The sequence below is a fragment of the Acidovorax sp. GW823-FHT05D11 genome (assembly GCF_058795695.1).
This window is the reverse complement of the sequence record NZ_CM179502.1, coordinates 2077692-2093971: the sequence shown is the minus strand read 5'-3', so window position 1 is coordinate 2093971 and position 16280 is coordinate 2077692. Positions and strand designations below refer to the sequence as shown.

Annotated in this window: 14 protein-coding genes; 2 read left to right on the top strand and 12 right to left on the bottom strand. The window is 69.8% G+C overall.

What is annotated here, in order from left to right; translation table 11 throughout:
* Nucleotides 1-6: 6 nt before the first annotated feature.
* From AC3RCE_RS09590 to AC3RCE_RS09575, 4 genes are all read right to left on the bottom strand, one after another.
* The gene (locus AC3RCE_RS09590; protein WP_218294174.1) at nt 7-894 is read right to left on the bottom strand and encodes an ABC transporter permease; all 888 of its coding nucleotides are present in this window, start codon (nt 892-894) and stop codon (nt 7-9) included.
* A gap of 1 nt (nt 895) precedes the next feature.
* A complete protein-coding gene (locus AC3RCE_RS09585) occupies nt 896-1810 on the bottom strand; it encodes an ABC transporter permease (protein WP_492255012.1) in 915 nt (304 codons plus the stop codon).
* Between the two features lie 189 nt (nt 1811-1999).
* Nucleotides 2000-3295 (bottom strand): ABC transporter substrate-binding protein, encoded by a 1296-nt coding sequence (locus tag AC3RCE_RS09580; protein WP_492255011.1) that lies wholly within the window; start codon nt 3293-3295, stop codon nt 2000-2002.
* Between the two features lie 63 nt (nt 3296-3358).
* A complete protein-coding gene (locus AC3RCE_RS09575; protein WP_492255010.1) occupies nt 3359-4453 on the bottom strand; it encodes an ABC transporter ATP-binding protein in 1095 nt (364 codons plus the stop codon).
* Between the two features lie 261 nt (nt 4454-4714).
* Between AC3RCE_RS09575 and AC3RCE_RS09570 the strand changes: the two genes are divergently transcribed.
* Entirely contained in the window at nt 4715-5848 is a 1134-nt protein-coding gene (locus AC3RCE_RS09570) for a GGDEF domain-containing protein (RefSeq protein WP_255591397.1), read from the top strand.
* Nucleotides 5849-5916: 68 nt separating this feature from the next.
* Here AC3RCE_RS09570 and cobT read toward each other — a convergent pair whose 3' ends face one another.
* The gene (gene cobT, locus AC3RCE_RS09565; protein ID WP_492246017.1) at nt 5917-6981 is read right to left on the bottom strand and encodes a nicotinate-nucleotide--dimethylbenzimidazole phosphoribosyltransferase; all 1065 of its coding nucleotides are present in this window, start codon (nt 6979-6981) and stop codon (nt 5917-5919) included.
* Here cobT and AC3RCE_RS09560 point away from each other — a divergent pair.
* Nucleotides 6980-7771 (top strand): class I SAM-dependent methyltransferase, encoded by a 792-nt coding sequence (locus AC3RCE_RS09560; RefSeq protein ID WP_492255009.1) that lies wholly within the window; start codon nt 6980-6982, stop codon nt 7769-7771. The two genes, cobT and AC3RCE_RS09560, sit on opposite strands and share 2 nt — an antisense overlap.
* Before the next feature lie 28 nt (nt 7772-7799).
* On the opposite strand, the gene AC3RCE_RS09555 is transcribed toward AC3RCE_RS09560, so the two are convergent.
* The 7 genes from AC3RCE_RS09555 to AC3RCE_RS09525 all read right to left on the bottom strand — a co-directional run bounded on the left by AC3RCE_RS09555 (nt 7800) and on the right by AC3RCE_RS09525 (nt 16266).
* Complete coding sequence (locus tag AC3RCE_RS09555; RefSeq protein WP_218294474.1) at nt 7800-9266, bottom strand: cobyric acid synthase; 1467 nt, start codon at nt 9264-9266, stop codon at nt 7800-7802.
* Between the two features lie 35 nt (nt 9267-9301).
* Nucleotides 9302-9694 (bottom strand): DUF3037 domain-containing protein, encoded by a 393-nt coding sequence (locus tag AC3RCE_RS09550; protein WP_218294169.1) that lies wholly within the window; start codon nt 9692-9694, stop codon nt 9302-9304.
* Nucleotides 9681-10466, bottom strand: coding sequence for a HipA family kinase (locus AC3RCE_RS09545; protein ID WP_492255008.1), 786 nt, complete (start codon nt 10464-10466; stop codon nt 9681-9683). Before AC3RCE_RS09545 ends, AC3RCE_RS09550 begins: the two co-directional genes overlap by 14 nt.
* Nucleotides 10467-10546: 80 nt before the next feature.
* The gene (locus AC3RCE_RS09540) at nt 10547-11605 is read right to left on the bottom strand and encodes an aminotransferase class I/II-fold pyridoxal phosphate-dependent enzyme (RefSeq protein ID WP_492255007.1); all 1059 of its coding nucleotides are present in this window, start codon (nt 11603-11605) and stop codon (nt 10547-10549) included.
* Nucleotides 11602-12594: an adenosylcobinamide-phosphate synthase CbiB gene (gene cbiB, locus AC3RCE_RS09535; protein WP_218294167.1), complete on the bottom strand. Its 993-nt coding sequence runs from the start codon at nt 12592-12594 to the stop codon at nt 11602-11604. The genes AC3RCE_RS09540 and cbiB overlap by 4 nt, the downstream gene beginning before the upstream one ends.
* Nucleotides 12582-14168, bottom strand: coding sequence for a PepSY domain-containing protein (locus AC3RCE_RS09530; RefSeq protein ID WP_492255006.1), 1587 nt, complete (start codon nt 14166-14168; stop codon nt 12582-12584). The genes cbiB and AC3RCE_RS09530 overlap by 13 nt, the downstream gene beginning before the upstream one ends.
* Before the next feature lie 28 nt (nt 14169-14196).
* Nucleotides 14197-16266, bottom strand: a complete 2070-nt coding sequence (locus tag AC3RCE_RS09525; RefSeq protein WP_492255005.1) for a TonB-dependent receptor — start codon at nt 16264-16266, stop codon at nt 14197-14199.
* Between the last annotated feature and the right edge of the window lie 14 nt (nt 16267-16280).

Sequence of the window (16280 nt, the reverse complement as noted above, 5' to 3'; positions counted from 1 at the left end):
CCGTTTTTAACCCGGACGGCCCTTGCGCCTGCGCCCCAAGGCCCATACCAACGCCAGCGTGATGCCCATGACGATGAACGACACCACGGTGGTCAGCGTGCCCAGCGCGTAGATGGACGGCGTGGTCACCGTGCTGGTCAGACCCTGCAGCTCCAGCGGCAGCGTGTTCACGTCGCCGATGGCCTGCGAGGTGCGGGCGATCTCATCCCAGCTCAGGGTGAAGCCGAACATGCCGATGCCCACGACCGAGGGCGCGATCAGCGGCAGCACGACATGGGCGAAGCCCTGCCAGGGCGTGGCGCCCAGGTCGCGCGCGGCTTCTTCGTAGGATGGGTTGAAGCGGTTGAACACCGCGAACATGATGAGCAGGCCGAACGGCAGCGTCCAGGTCAGGTGCGCGCCCAGGGCCGAGGTGAACAGGCCGAGCGACGTACCGTAGCCCTCGAGCGTGCTCTCCATGCCCAGCCATTCCAGGGCCGCCTTGATACCGTTGTCGATGAGCCGGAACTCCAGCCCGATGCCCAGCGAGACGATGATCGACGGCATGATCAGGCTGGCCACGACGATGAAGAACAGCGTGTTGCCCCCCGCCAGCCGCTTGCGGAAGGCCAGGCCGGCCAGCACCGACAGCACCACCGTGCACAGCATCACCGCCACGCCCAGGCCCAGCGAGCGCCACAGCGCCGCGCCGATGTCCACCACCCCCAGCCCCTCGGCCAGCTTGTGGAACCAGTGCAGCGACACGCCGCGCATGGGAAAGGTCAGCCCGCCTTCGGGGCCCTGGAAGCTCAGGATGAAGATGACCAGCATGGGCCCGTACATGAACAGCACGAACAGGGCAAACACGAGGGCCAGGGGCCAGAAGCTCGCGGGGCGGGAATCGCGCATGGACATGTCAGAGTTCCTTTCGGATGTCGACCAGGCGCGTGAGGCCCCAGATGATCATCAGCACCACCGCGAGCAGGATCACGGCATTGGCCGCGGCCAGCGGGAACTGCAGGTACGAGGTCTGCACCTGGATGATCTTGCCAATCGATGCGATCTGCTGCCCGCCCATCACGCCGATGGTCACGAAGTCGCCCATGACGATGGTGATCACGAAGATGGAGCCGATGATGATGCCGGTGCGCGACAGCGGGATGATCACGTTCCACAGCGTCTGCCAGCCGCTGGCGCCGCTGTCGCTGGCCGCCTCGATGAGGCTGCGGTCGATGCGCATCATGCTGTTGAAGATGGGCACGATCATGAACATGGTGTACAGGTGCACGAAGGCCAGCACCACCGAGAAGTCCGAGAACAGCAGCCATTCGATGGGCTGATCGACCAGCCCGGCCCCCACCAGGGTCTGGTTCACCAGCCCGTTGCGCCCCAGCAGCGGCACCCAGGAGATCATGCGGATCACGTTCGACGTCCAGAACGGAATGGTGCACAGCACGAACAGCAGCGTCTGCATGCCCGAGGAGCGCACATGGAAGGCCAGGAAATAGGCCACGGTGAAACCGATCACCAGCGTGATCAGCCACACCAGAAAACTGAACTTGAGCGTGGACCAGTACGTCTTGAGCGTGACGCACAGGCCGTCTGACGCATCACCGCACCCCGCGAAGATCGACACGTAGTTCTTGAACGTGAACCCCGGCAGCAATTCGTACTCATTGAAGTCCCAGAAGCTGACCATCACGATCAGCGCCAGCGGAATCAGGAAGAACAGCGCGAACACCAGCGTGAACGGCGCAGCCTGCCACCAGGCGGCAATGCTGCGGCCGGGGACGGCAGCAGCAGGCAAGGTCGGTGTGTGGGTTGTGCTCATGGTGTTTGCAAACAATCGGTATCAGATATCCGCAGCTCGGCGTTTCGTCTTAATCCTTGAAACTGGCGCGGCCAAAGGCCAGTGCCCCCGTGCAAGGACCGCCCCGCCGCACCGGGGGCGTCCCCCTCCCGACCCGCGCAGCGGGTCGAGAGAGGGGGAAGGCGCAAAGCGCCTCAGGGGGTGCACTCTCTACGCCGCGACGAATTCATTCCACTTCTGCACCATGTAGTTGTTCTCGTCCATCAACGCGTTCCAGCAGGCGATGCCGCCCATGCGCGACTCATAACTGCCGCCGTCGCGCACCGCGCCGGTCTTGGCCAGCACGTCGCCATTGGGGCTCTTGATGTCCTGCGTGGCGGGCTTGCCTTCCATCCAGTAGGCCCACTCGTAGGCTTCCATCTTGGACTTGGCGGTCTCCAGCACGGCGCTGTAGTAGCCCTGGCGGTTCAGGTAGGCACCCGCCCAGCCGTCCAGGAACCAGTTGATGAATTCGTACGCGCCATCGAGCTTCCTGCCCGACAGGGTGGCCGGCAGGCCGAAGCCGGCGGCCCAGGCGCGGTAGCCTTCCTTGAGCGGCTGGAAGTTGCAGGCGATGCCCTTGGTGCGCACGGCGGTGACGGCCGGGCTCCACATCGACTGGATCACCACCTCGCCCGATGCCATCAGGTTCACCGACTCGTTGAAATCCTTCCACAGCGCGCGGAACTGGCCCTGCTTCTTGGCCTCGATCAGGGTCTTGATCGTGAGATCGATCTCCTTCTTGGTCATGTTGCCCTTGTCGGGGTACTTGTAGATGCCCATGGCCTCGACCACCATGGCGGCGTCCATGATGCCGATGGAGGGGATGTTCAGGATGGCGGTCTTGCCCTTGAACTCGGGGTTGAGCAGCTCGGCCCAGGAGTTGATGGGGCGCTTGATCAGGTCGGGGCGGATGCCCAGCGTGTCGGCGTTGTACACGGTGGGGATCAGGCTCATGAACTGCGTGGGCGCGGTCGCGAACTTCTTGGACTTCTCGCCCTCCAGGTAGATCACCTTCTTGGGCGCGGTGCCCTGGTCGCCCACGGCCTTGCCGGCCACCATGCCGTTGGTGAACAGCGTGGTGATCTTGTCGGCGTTCTTGATGCGCTTGGTGTCGATGCCCTTGAGGTTGCCGGTGGGCACGATCTTTTTCAGCGAGAAGTACTCGGTGTCGATCAGGTCGAAACTGTTGGGCGCGGTCACGGCGCGCTTGGTCACGTCGTCGGTGGTCACGGCCACGTACTGGATCTCGATGCCGGTGTCGGCCTTGAACTTCTCGGCAATGGCCTTGTCCTGGTTCACGGCCGTGCCCAGGTAGCGCAGCACGATCTTTTCCTGCGAGTGGACGGCCGGGAACACGCCGGCGGCCAGGATGCCCGCCGTGCCCTTGAGCAGCGAGCGGCGCTGCACGCCTGCAGCCTCGGTAACGACAACAGCGGGGGAATCGGCACGGGAATCATCGGACATGGGAAAACTCCTTGGGTTGCGGAAGGGGACGGGTGGAAAAAGGGAAGATGCGTGGCAGCGCCATCAGGCGGCAACGGCCACGGCTGGAGATGGCACCGCCGGTGATGCGGCAGCAGGCTTGGACAGCGGGTGCGCCTGCTCCGGCGTCCAGTGCAATTGCACCGCCTGCCCCACCTGGTAGGGCTGCGCGGCAAAAGCGGCCTCGGACACCATCACCGAGTACGCCGCCGTGGCGTTGGCCGACAGCGCCACGCCCTGCTTTTGCAGGCCCAGCAGCACGTAGGTGCCCTGGTATTCCACGTCGGTCACCACGGCCTGCATGCGCTGGGCACCCCAGGGCAGCTCGGCGATGGCGAGGGTTATCTGCAGGTGGTCGGTGCGCACGCCGACCTTGCCCTCGGGCGTGTCGATCACGTTGTGGCCGCCCATGAAGCGCGCCACGAATTCGCTGGCCGGGCGGTTGTAGACCTCGTGCGGCGAACCCACCTGCTCGATCACGCCGTGGTTCATCACCACCATGGTGTCGGCCAGGGCCATGGCCTCTTCCTGCGAGTGGGTCACGTGGATGAATGTCAGGCCCAGTTCCTTCTGCCAGCGGCGCAGCTCGGCGCGCATCTGGATGCGCAGGAAGGGGTCGAGTGCCGAAAGGGGTTCGTCCAGCAGCAAGACACGCGGCTGGGTGATGAGGGCCCGCGCCAGCGCCACCCGCTGTTGCTGCCCGCCCGAGAGTTCGGCGGGCTTGCGCTCGGCCAGGTGGCCCATGGCCACGCGCTCCAGCAGATCGCGCGCCTTGGCTTGCCGCTCGGCCTTGGCGACGCCCTTCATCTTGAGGCTGAAGGCCACGTTGTCCAGCGCCGAGAGGTGCGGGAACAGCGCGAAGCTCTGGAACATCATGGCCGTGCCGCGCGCGGCGGCGGGCAGGTCGGTGATGTTGCGGTTCTCCAGCAGGATGTCGCCGCTGGTCACCGACTCGTGCCCGGCGATCATGCGCAAGGTGGTGCTCTTGCCACATCCCGAGGGGCCCAGCAGGCAGCAGTAGCTGCCGCTGGCGATGCGCAGGTTGATGGCGTCCACGGCGGGCTTGCCGCTGGCGTAGCGCTTGGTGAGCGCGACGATTTCAATGGCAACCGGGGGCTGGGCAGGGATGGGAGCTTGCATGGCACCCATGAACGCAAGGCCCATGCCAACTTTGTACACAATTTTTCATTGAGTTTGCGTACAAATTGCACCATCCTTGTGCCCGGCCTGTGCCGGCCCCCGCGCTGCGCGCACCATCCTTGCCGCTTCGGCTCCTTTTTCTGGTGCACGGAAACGTTTGCGGGGCCCATGGCACACGCCTGAAACATATTCGTATGGCTATACTGAAATCGCAGCAGAAACAATTTCTTACGTAGCGCGCCCTCTTCCCATTCACGCTGGATGACGAACCTCGACCCGCGCTCCATGATCGCCATGGCGGGCTTCATGTCCGCCGTCATGGCCATCGTCCTGCTTTTCATGAGGCGCTACTACCCGCCGTCGATCCAGGGGGTGGGCGCCTGGGCGCTGGCGCCGCTGCTGTGGCTGGCGTCCACGGTGCTTTTCAGCGCGCGCGGCTTCATCCCGGACTGGCTGAGCCTGGTGCTGGCCAACCAGCTGCTGGTGCTGGGCACCGTGACCTACTACATGGGCACGCGCAGCTTCATGGGCAGGCCCTCCACCTGGCGCACTTGGTCCTGGGTCATGGCGGGCACCACCCTCGTGTTCATCTGGCTGACCTACTGGATGCCGCACTACGGCCTGCGCGTCGGGTTCTTCACGGTGGCCATGGGCATCGTCTATGCCGCGCAATTGCGCTTCATGCTGCGGCACGGCGGGCGCAACTTCCCCGTGCGGCTGGTGGAGGTCGTCCTGGCGCTGCACATGGGCGTCCTTGCCGTGCGCCTGGGCTCCATCATGGCCGGGCGCGCCGGCGCGGACCTGATGGAACCTTCGCTGTTCCAGACCCTGTACATCGGCGCCTACGTGCTGACGGTGCTCATGCTGTCCATCGGCGCGGTGCTCATGGCCACCGACCGCCTGCGCACCGAGCTGGAACATCTGGCGACGCACGACTCGCTCACCCAGACACTGAACCGGCGCGCGCTGCTGCAGCGCTGCGAGGACGAGCTGGAGCGCGCACAGCGCTACGGCAACGGCCCCTCGATCATGATGCTGGACCTGGACAACTTCAAGTCCGTGAACGACACCCATGGACACCAGCACGGAGATGCCGTGCTCGTGCATTTCGCCGAACGGACGCGCCAGGTACTGCGCCGCGCGGACCGCCTGGGGCGGTATGGCGGAGAAGAATTCATGGTGCTGCTGCCAGGCACGCAGGGAGTGGCGGCCCGGAGCGTGGCGCAGCGCATCCACGCCGCGCTGGCGACGGGCCACCCGCTCGACTGCGAGGTCAGCATCGGACTCACCAGCTGGGCAGGCCCCGGCGAGACGCTGGACGGCATGCTCTCGCGCGCCGATGCCGCGCTGTACCGCGCCAAGGAGCAGGGGCGCAACCAGACGGTCGAGGCCTGAGAGACAAATCGCACGCCGCCGGGCGCCAGGCGGTGGAAGGCTGCGCCGCAGGGGCGCCGCCCCCTGGTTCAGGCTGTCTGGGTGGCGACCCCGGCCGACTCGAAGCTCGCCATCTCGCTGAGCACCGCGCACGCCGACTGCAGCAGCGGCCAGGCGAGCGCAGCGCCCGAGCCCTCGCCCAGGCGCAGGCCCAGGTCCAGCAGCGGCTCGGCCTGCATCTGCGCGAGCATGAGGCTGTGGCCGCGCTCGCCCGATCGGTGGGCGAACACGCAGCGCTGCAGCACGGCCGGCTGCAGGCGGCTGGCCACCAGCACGGCGGCGCTGGTGATGAAGCCATCCACCACGATCACACGGCGCTCGGCCGCGGCCTGCAGCACCGCGCCCACCAGCGTGGCGACCTCGAAGCCGCCCAGGGCGGCCAGCGCATCCAGCGGGCCGGTGGCACCGGCGTTCACGTCCAGCGCCTGCTGCAGCACCGCGCGCTTGCGCTCGATGCCGGCTGCATCCAGCCCCGTGCCGGCGCCCGTCACCTCGGCCAGCGGCAGGCCGGCCAGCCGTGCCAGCAGCAGCGAGGCCACGGACGTGTTGCCGATGCCCATCTCGCCCAGCAGCAGCGCATTGCCGGGCAGGCCGCGCACCACCTCCGCGCCGTTCGCCAGGGCCCCAGCGCACTGCGCCGCCGTCATCGCGGGCCCGACAGAAGCGTCCTGCGTGCCCAGCGCCACCTTGCGCAGCAGCAACTGCGGCTGGCCGGGCGCTGCCTCGCGCGCGGCGATGGGCTTGGCCACGCCGCAGTCCACCACCGTCAGGCCCAGGCCGTGCTGGCGCGCGAGCACGCTCACGGCGGCGCCCCCGGCCAGGAAGTTCTCGACCATCTGCCAGGTCACATCGCTCGGAAACGCCGACACGCCCCGCGCTGCCAGCCCGTGGTCGCCCGCGCACACCAGCATCTGCGGCGCATGCAGTGCGGGCGTCTCGGTGCCCAGGATGAGCCCCAGGCGCAGCGCCAGGCGCTCCAGCAGCCCCAGGGAGCCGAGCGGCTTGGTCTTGTAATCGATCACGTGCTGCAGGCGGCTGGCCAACGCGGCATCATGGAGGTCATCAACGGGTGGAAGAATGAAAGGTGCGGTCATGGTGGTAGAGAACACGAAGAAAGATGCCGTGCACGCAGCGGCACAGCGGGGTTATGCGAATGAGGCCCAGACATACGCGCGCGGCCGGCCCGACTACCCGGCGGCGCTGTCGGCCTGGCTGGGGCAGACCCTGGGCCTGGGCCCCGGCCGCCAGGTGGCCGATGTGGGCGCGGGCACGGGCAAGTTCACCGCGCTGCTCGCGGCCACCGGGGCCGGCGTGGTGGGCGTGGAGCCCGTGGATGCGATGCGCGCCAGGATCGATGCCCTGCAATTGCCCACGGTGCGCGCCGTGGCGGGCACGGCCCAGGCCATTCCGCTGCCGTCCGGCGCGCTCGATGTCGTGGTCTGTGCGCAGGCCTTCCACTGGTTTGCCACGAACGAGTCTCTGGATGAATTCCACCGCGTGCTGCGCCCCGGCGGCCGGCTTGGCCTGGTGTGGAATGTGCGCGACGAGTCGGTGGACTGGGTGGCGGAACTCACGGACATCATCACGCCCTTCGAGGGCGATGCGCCGCGCTTCTACAAGGGCGACTGGCGCCGGCCCTTCCCGCACCCCGGCTTCAGCCCACTGGCCGAGACCCGGCTGCCGCATGAACATGTGGGGCCGCCACAGCAGGTCATCATGGACCGCTTCATGTCGGTGAGCTTCATCGCCGCCCTGCCCGACAGCGAGCGGGCCCAGGTGCGCGCACGGATCGAGGCACTCATCGCCCACCACCCCGCGCTGCGCGGGCAGGGCACCGTGCGCTTCCCGTACACCACGCTCGCATACCACTGCGAACGGGTGTAAAGCGCCGAGGCCCGCCACCGCGGCAGCCCTACGCGGCCACCAGCGCATCCAGCACCCCGGGCGTGAAACAGGGGCCGATGGCGTGCGCCAGGCCGTCGAACACGCTGTCGAGCGTGGGCACCGGCGCGGCGAGCCGCGCACCGAACAGCGCCTGGAGCGCCGCCCCGTCCTCGAACAGGCCGTGCAGGTACACCCCCAGCACATTGCCCGCCGCATTGCTCCAGGCCAGGCCTGGCATCACCTCGTGCGCCACATCCCCCTTGGCCGCCATGGCCGGGTGCTGCGCGGTCTGGCCGTGGTGGATTTCATAGCCCGCCACCTCCACCCCCGACAGCGCCCCCCAGGCGCCCGGCAGCGCACCGCAACGCGCGCGCGTGAGCCGCACCGTCTTGTCGCGCGCGAAGGCGGTGACCAGCGGCAGCAGGCCCAGGCCGGGCGCATTGCCGTCGATGCCCTCGGTGTCGATCAGCGCCTCGCCCAGCATCTGCAGGCCGCCACACACCCCCAGCACGGCCCCGCCCCGCGCGGCATGGGCCGCGATGGACTGGTCCAGCCCCTGCGCGCGCAGCCAGGCCAGGTCGGCGGCCGTCGCCTTGGAACCGGGCAGCACCACCCAGTCCGTGGGCTTCAGGCCGCCCAGGTCGGCCGGGCTGCGCGCCCACAGCAGGCGCACGCCGGGCACGTTCTTCAGGGGCTGGAACTCGTCGAGGTTGCTGATGCGCGGATAGGCCACCACGGCCACGGTGGTGTGCACGGTGCCGGCCGAGGTGCTGCGGTCGTCGAACACGCCATCCTCCTCGGGCAGGCCATGGCGCCAGTGCATCGGCACCGTTGCCACGGTGGGCACGCCGGTCAGGTCCTGCAGCATCTGCGGCGCGGGCGCCAGCAGGCGGGCATCGCCGCGGAACTTGTTGAGCACGAATCCATGGATCAGTGCGCGCTCGTCCTCGGGCAGCAGCGCCCAGGTGCCGTACAGGTGCGCAAAGGCGCCGCCCCGGTCGATGTCGGTCACCAGCAGGCAGCGGGCGCCGGCATGGCGCGCGACGCGCATGTTCACGATGTCGCTCGCGTGCAGGTTGATCTCGGCGGGCGAGCCCGCGCCTTCGATCACCACCACGTCGTTCTCGGCGCGCAGCGCATCAAGCGCGGCGGCGATCTGCGGCCACACCTTTTCGCTGCGGCCGCGCCAGGGCATGGCCGTGAGCTCCGCGCTCACCTGCCCCATCAGCACGACCTGGCTGTGCGTGTCGGCCTCGGGCTTGAGCAGCAGCGGGTTCATGCGCACCTCGGGCCCGGCGCGGGCCGCGAGGGCCTGGAAGTACTGCGCGCTGCCGATCTCGCCCAGCAACCCGCCGGGGCCGGGCACGACGCGCGCGTTGTTGCTCATGTTCTGCGCCTTGAACGGCGCGACCTTCAGGCCCAGGTTGCTGTAGTGGCGGCACAGCGCGGTGGTGAGCCAGCTCTTGCCGGCGCCGCTGGTGGTGCCCAGCACCATCACGCAGCGCGCCATGCGCGGAGAAGTGGATGCGTTCAAGGCAGGGGCCTCACCATGCGGTCCATGATGTGGTCGAGCGCCGCCGCCGCGTCGGTGCAGCGGCCGGTGTGCACGGGCGATGTCTGGATGACGGCGCTGCGCCTGGCGGTGAGCCAGTGAAAGCGCGAGCGGTAGGGCAGCCGCGCAATCGGCCCGCAGCCCTCGTCCCCGGCGCAAATGGCCACGATGGCCGCCAGGTGGCGGCGCACGGTGTCGATGTCGGCCCGCGGGTCGATGGCCAGCAGGCGCGCCTCGTCGAGCGCGATGGCGGCCTGCAGGAAGCCGCTGCGCTGGCACGAGAGGATCACGCCCGCGTTGATGAACTCCTCGCGCTCCACGCGCGGCACCACACGCACGATGGCGTAGTCGTACACCTCAGCCGCGTGCATCGATGGCCACCTTCACCCAGGCCTCGCGCCCCGCGATGCGCGCCGCGAAATGGTCCACATAGGCCTGGCGATGGCTGGCCGGGGCCGACAGCGGGCCCTCGGCATGCTCGGCGCCGGCCAAGGCCAGGAATTCATCGGGCACATCCGCCAGGATGCCCGTGAGCACCTCGCGCGTGAGCAGCGCCGCCAGTTCGCCGTCCACCTCGCCGATGGCCGTGGCGCGGTGCAGCAGCACATGGTCGGCAATCGGCGCGAAAGGCCTGGCGGGCTGCGCCACCGCGCCATTCCACGCATGGTGGAAGGTGAGCGAGGCGCCATGGTCGATGAGCCAGGGCTTGCGGTGCCACACGAGCAGGTTGGTGTTGCGCGCCGTGCGGTCCACATTGGCCACCAGGGCATCGAACCAGACCAGGCGCGAGGCGAAGTCCTCGGACACCTCGTCCACCGCGGGGTCGAAGTTGAGCGCGCCCGACAGGTAGTCGAGCCCCACGTTGAGACCGCCGCTGGCGCGCACCAGGTCCTGGATCTCGGGGTCGGGCTCGGTCTGGGCCAGGCCCGTGTCCAGCTGGGCGAGCACGATCTCGGGCACGGGCAAGCCCAGGGCCCGCGCCAGGCCCCCGGAAATGAGCTCGGCCAGGAGGGCGCGCACGCCCTGCCCCGCCCCCCGGAACTTGAGCACGTACAGCCCGAGGTCGTCGCCTTCGACCACGGCGGGCATGGATCCGCCTTCACGCAGCGGCGTGACGTAGCGGGTGACGGTGATGGTTCGCACGGGGGCCGGGCCTCCTGAAGAGATAGGGAGAGGAAGATGCATGGATGAATCCGGCATGGTAGCGCCCGCGCGGCGCGGGATCAGCGCCCCCATGCCTGCAGCAACGCCTGTTGCGACGCTGGCGGCAGCACCCCCAGCCGCACATGGCCCGGCAGGCCGAACGAGGTGCAGTCGCGCAGCTTGATGCCCTGGCCGCGCAGCCCGGCCAGCCGTTCGGCCAGGGACTGGGAATCGGGCCCGCCGTCAGGCCGGGCGCAGAAGTAGTTGGCCTGGCTGCCCGCCCGCACCGCCCAGCCCAGGCCCGCGCACAGCGCCAGCTGGCGCGCTTTCCAGTCGCGCAGGGTGGCAAGGCTGCCCACCACCCACTGCTGCACGGCGGGGTCCAGCCAGGCCTGCAGCAGGGCCACGCCGTGCGCGCCCAGCGGCCACGAGGGAGCCAGCGCAACCAGTGTGTCCACCTGCCCTTCGGCACCCGCGGGCGCCACGGCATAGGCCGCACGCACGCCGGTGAGGCCCAGTGCCTTGTTCGGCGTCCACACCTGCCAGCAATGGGCCGGGGTGGTGGCGGGCCGGCCGGTCCAGGCGCCCGGGCCCTCCAGCCGCAGCGGCGCATAGGCGCAGTCGAGCACGCGCAGGACGCCGGGGACGCCGGGGACGCCGCCATCGGCCGGCGCATGCCAAACATGCGCGGCAGGGTCTGGCCGGCCCAGGGGACTGGAAGGGTCGCAGGCCCATTGCAAGCCCGCCAGGCCCGCGCCCGCTTCGCCTGCGCGCGCCAGTGCCAGGCCCCGCGCCTGCGCGGCCTGGGCGTAGTCGCCATAGCTGTGCGCGGGCAACGCGACCTGCACGCAGCCCTGCTGCACGGCCAGCGCAGTGATGCGGTGGATGAACTCGCTGGCGCCGCCCGCCAGCACGATGCGCCGGGGGGCCACGCCGTGGAATGCCCCCAGGCCCTCGCGCAGGGCGGTGTAGGCCGGGTCGGGGTAGCGGGTGGCATCGGCCGCCCGCACGGCATGCAGCGCCCCCGGGCATGGCCCGCAGGCATTGCTGTTGGTGGAGAAGTCATGGAGCGCCGCCCCCATCGCATCCGGCCCGCCGTGCTCGGGGGCGGCCGCGCTCCAGCGCAGGGGCCCGCTCATGCCGTGCACACCATCACGAGCAGCAATTGGGCGGCCGCCAGCAGCGGAACCAGCGCCAGCACCGCGTTGCCGCCCAGGCGCGCCGCGCGCCGCGTATCCAGCGGACCGGCCGCGCGGCCCGCGCCATGCAGCGTGTACACGCCGGGCTTGGCCAGCCGCACCCCGAGCGCCAGCGCCATGGCCGCCATCGGCCAGCCGCTGTTGGGCGAAGGCGTCTTGCGGGCCTGGCGCGCCAGCGTGCGCAGCCGCATGCCGCGTGCGCCGGCCACCAGCAGCAAGGCGGTGATGCGCGCCGGCAGCCACGACAGGACATCATCGGCATGCGCGGCCCATTTGCCCGCCCACTGCCAGTAGCGTCCCCCGCGCATGCCGGGGTAGCCCCACATGGCATCGGCCGTGTTGGCAAACCGGTACAGCGCGGCACCGGGCAGGCCCAGCAGCACGAACCAGAACAGGGGCGCCACCACCGAATCGTTGAGGTTCTCGGCCAGCGATTCGATGGCCGATTCCCGCACCTCGACAGCGCTCAGGGCGCTCACGTCCCGGCTCACCAGCCGCGACAGGCGCGCGCGCCCTTCGGGCAGCGACTGGCCCAGCGCCACCTCCACCGCCAGCACCTCGTCGCGCAGCATGCGCCAGGCGAGCAAGGGCTTGAGCAGAAAGGCCAGCACGGCCGCGGCAAGCAGTTCATGCAGTGCGAACGCCGCATGCTGCAACACCGCGGAAACTATCAAAACAATAGCTGCCAGCGCACACCAGACAAGCGCTGCAAGCCAAAAACATCTCCAATCCTGCGCCACGGGCACCGTGGGGGCCAGCCGCTCGCCCCCGCGCTGCAGCGCCTTGCCCATCCACACCACGGGGTGCCAGGCCGCGGGCGGCTCGCCCAGCCACCAGTCGATCACCAGGGCCAGCGCGGGTACCCACACGAGGACGCGCCATGCGGCCCAGCCCGCGCCGGGAACCAGCCCCGCGACTACGCCGTCCATGCGCCTCCCGCATCGCGGGCCGGCCCCTGGGCGCGGGCGGCGCGCCGCCGGGGCACCAGCACCCGCCACGCGATCACGCACGAAGTGGCACACAGCGCGACACCCAGCAGCGAAAGCCCGACGATCAGCCAGGTGCGCAGCACAGGGCGCGCGAGCAGCGGCGCGAAATCCAGGCTGTGCAGGCCGTGGTACAGCACGCGCTGCCACGCCGTGCCCGCGTCGGTGCGCAGCACGATGCGGCCCGACGCCGGGTCGGCATACACCGCCACCCCGTCATCGGCCCAGCGCGCGCGCCACACCGGCAGCGGCCGCGTGTGCAGGGCAGCGCCGTCCTGGCGCCGCGCATAGTAAAGGTCGTCGTAGTGCTCCATCTTCTCCACGGCAGGTGCCGGTGCTTCGGGGCGCAGCATCTGCAGCCGCGCGCGCAGCATGGCGTCGGGCAGTGCCCGCGCCATGGTGGCAGACGGACCATCCGCCCGCACCAGCCATTGTGAAGGAATGCCCGCGGATTCCCGGCCACGCACCCGGTACCAGGCCTGGCCCGCGATGCGCAGCAGATCCAGCTCCTGCACGACCATGCCCTGCGCCGCCGCCAGCACCACCGCATCCCGTGGCCCCCGGCCGAGCGGGGCGGGCTCACCGGCCCACAGCGCCCGCGCCTGGGGCCCCACGGCCGCGCCGCCGAACACGCCAAACGGGTTCATCGACATCAACCCCGAGAACATCCAGGTGAGCGTGAACACCGCGGCCACCAGGCCCAGGATGTGGTGCCAGCGCATCCAGAACCTGCGGTACGGAATCCACCGCTGGCGGTTCAGGAACAGCTGCCAGACGCCGAGCACGATGCCCGTGGCGGCCAGCAGCACCCCGGGGATGGAAAGCCACACCACCACGTGGTGCCAGGCCCTGGGGAACTGCCGCAGCACGGTGGGGTAGATCCAGTGCGGCACGGCGCCCACCCAGTTCCAGAAGCGTTCGGCGCGGCGCGTGTCGCGCACCACCTCGGCCGCGCCGAGCGAGACGTACAGCTGCAGTCCGTCATCGCCGTCCAGCAGCACCTTGATGAGGGGACGGTGCACATCCAGGCCCTGCGGCACCGTCCACTGGTCGCGCTCGACCCACTCGGTGCCCGTGGCGCGGCGGCCGCTGAAGGCCTCGGCCACCCGGGCGGCCGCGTCCGGCGACAGCGGCGCGAGCAGCGTCCCGCTGCGCGCGTCCACGGTGCGCCAGCGCGGCCTGGCATCGGGCTGCGGCGCACGCGCCACGGCGCGTGCCGGCACTGCCTCTTCCGTGGCCAGCAGGCGCCACACCGGCGCATCGCCCAGCATGCCCAGGCGTGCCTCGCCGCCCACCGCAGGCCGCAGCCCCGCGCGCTGGGCGGCATCCTGCGCCGCAAGGCAGCATCCCGGGCCTTCCAGCGTCAGGGCGGGCAAGGCGGCCAGCCGCTCCGCCGCCGTGAGGCTGGGGAACGGCACGAAGTACAGCACCACCCCGCTCACGAACCACATGAGGAAGAACAGCGCCAGCACCACGCCCAGCCACTTGTGCACGAAGATGACGAGCTTCTTCAGCATGCGCCGCGCCTTGCCCGGTTCGCCGCGATCAGAACGTTGCGCGCGCGGTCAGCTGCACGGTGCGCGGCGCACCCAGCAGCCAGCGCGCGTTGGCCGTGCCGGCCAGCGCATAGTCGCGGTCGGCCAGGTTCTTCACGGCCAGGCCGAGCTTGAGGTTGCGCGAATGGTCGTAGGCCAGCGAGGCATCCAGCACCACATACGACGGCAGTTGCGTGGTGTTGGCGGTGTTGCCCTGGCGCGCGCCCACGTAGCGCGCGCCAAAACCCGCCTGCCACTGCGGCAGGAAGCGGTAGGTGGTCCAGATGCTGGCGGTGCGCTCGGGCACGCCGGTGGGCGTGTTGCCATCGCGCGAGACCAGGGCGCCGGAGACCAGTTCCTTGAATGCGTCGTAACGCGCACGCAGCAAGGCGGCATTGGCGTCGATGGTCCAGCCGCGCACGGGCTCGGCCGCGAAGGCCAGCTCGATGCCGGTGGAGGACTGCTGGCCCACCTGCTGCGAGAGGTTGGGGTTGCCGGCGTCACGTGACAGCAGGTTGCGTTTTTCGATCTTGTACAGCGCCACGGTCCACTCCCCGCGCACGGCGGGCACCGCGCCCTTGGCGCCGACCTCGACCTGGCGGCCCTTGGTGAGGTCGAAGGTGTTGCCGCCGCCCGGCAGCGACAGCGCGCCGGACAGCGGGTCGGTGCCGGTGCCGAACTGGCCGTAGAGCGACAGCGCCTCGCTGGGCGACCACACGGCGCCCAGGCGGCCGGTGACGGGCGAATACTTCTTGACCAGGTTCACGCCCGTGCGCAGGTCGGTGGTGTCAAGCTCCATGCGGTCGCTGCGCAGGCCGGCCACGAGCTTCCATTCCTTGGTGAGGTCAAGCGCGTTCTCGGCGAACAGCGCGGTGGTCTGGAGTTCGGACGCGCGGCCCGGGAGGGTGGGCACGGGGCTGATGAAGCCGCCCGGGGCGAAATTGAACGGGTCCACCGTGCTCGCGCCGCCGTACGGGGAGTTGTTGGTGTGCAGCAGCCTGGTGCGGTACCAGTCCAGGCCCACGATGAAGCGGTTCTTCATGCCGCCGAGGTGGCCGTCGAACGCGGCGTCGAGGCGGTTGCCGGTCTGCTGCTGGTCGTGCAGGATCTCCAGGTAGTCGCTGCGGTTCACGGCCGTGCCGGCGGCGTTGAAGGCATAGGCCTCGGCATTGCGCCAGTGGCGGTCGGTGGTCAGGTGGTAGGTCTCGTTGCGCAGGCGCACGCCGGCGGCGGCCTGCCAGTCGACCTTGGCGCGCCAGATGCGGTCGTCGTACTGGACCACCGAGTCGGCCACGTTGAAATTGGTGCGGCGCAGGCGCTCGTCGAGCACGCCATTGCGCAGCGGGGTGCCGAAGTAGCGCGCATCGTCGTTCACGCCACCGTCCAGCGACAGGGTCACATTCAGATCGGGGCTGGCGCGCACGGCCAGGGCCAGCGCGTAGTTGTGGCGCTGCGTGTCCATGAACTGGCGGTAGCCGTCGCTCTTTTCGGCATCGAGGTAGACCGAGTAGGCCAGCACATCGTTGATGGGGCCGCGCAGGCCCACGCCGCCCTGCACGCTGCCGAACGAACCCACGCTCAGGAACGCCTCGCGCTGCGGCGTTCCGAAGACCGGGCGCTTGGTCACGTAGTTCACGGCCGCGCCGATCGCCCCGTCGCCATAGAGCACCGAGGCCGGGCCGCGCAGCACCTCGACCGACTCCATGGGCCAGGTCGAGAACGGGTAGGTGATGGTGCCCGAGGCCACGATGAGGCGCGTGCCGTCCACCATCTGCGCCACCGAGCTGTGGCCCGCAAAGCCGCGCGCCACCAGGCTGGTGCCGCCGTTGCCGGGGGCCGGCGCCTCGGTGATGCCGGGCATGCGCACGGCCACGTCCTGCGCGCGGGTCAGGCTGCGCTCGGCGATGTCGGCCGCGCCCAGGCTGCTCACGCTGGCGGGCGTCTCGCGTGCGGTGAGGCCCAGGCGTGAGCCGGTGGTGCCAGGCAGGTCGAGCCCCAGCGTGCTGCCGGCCGTCTCACGCGGCGCCGTCACCTCCACCGGCAACAGGGTGGCTGACTCGGCCGCAGCCGGTGACTGCATGCCAACAGACCAGA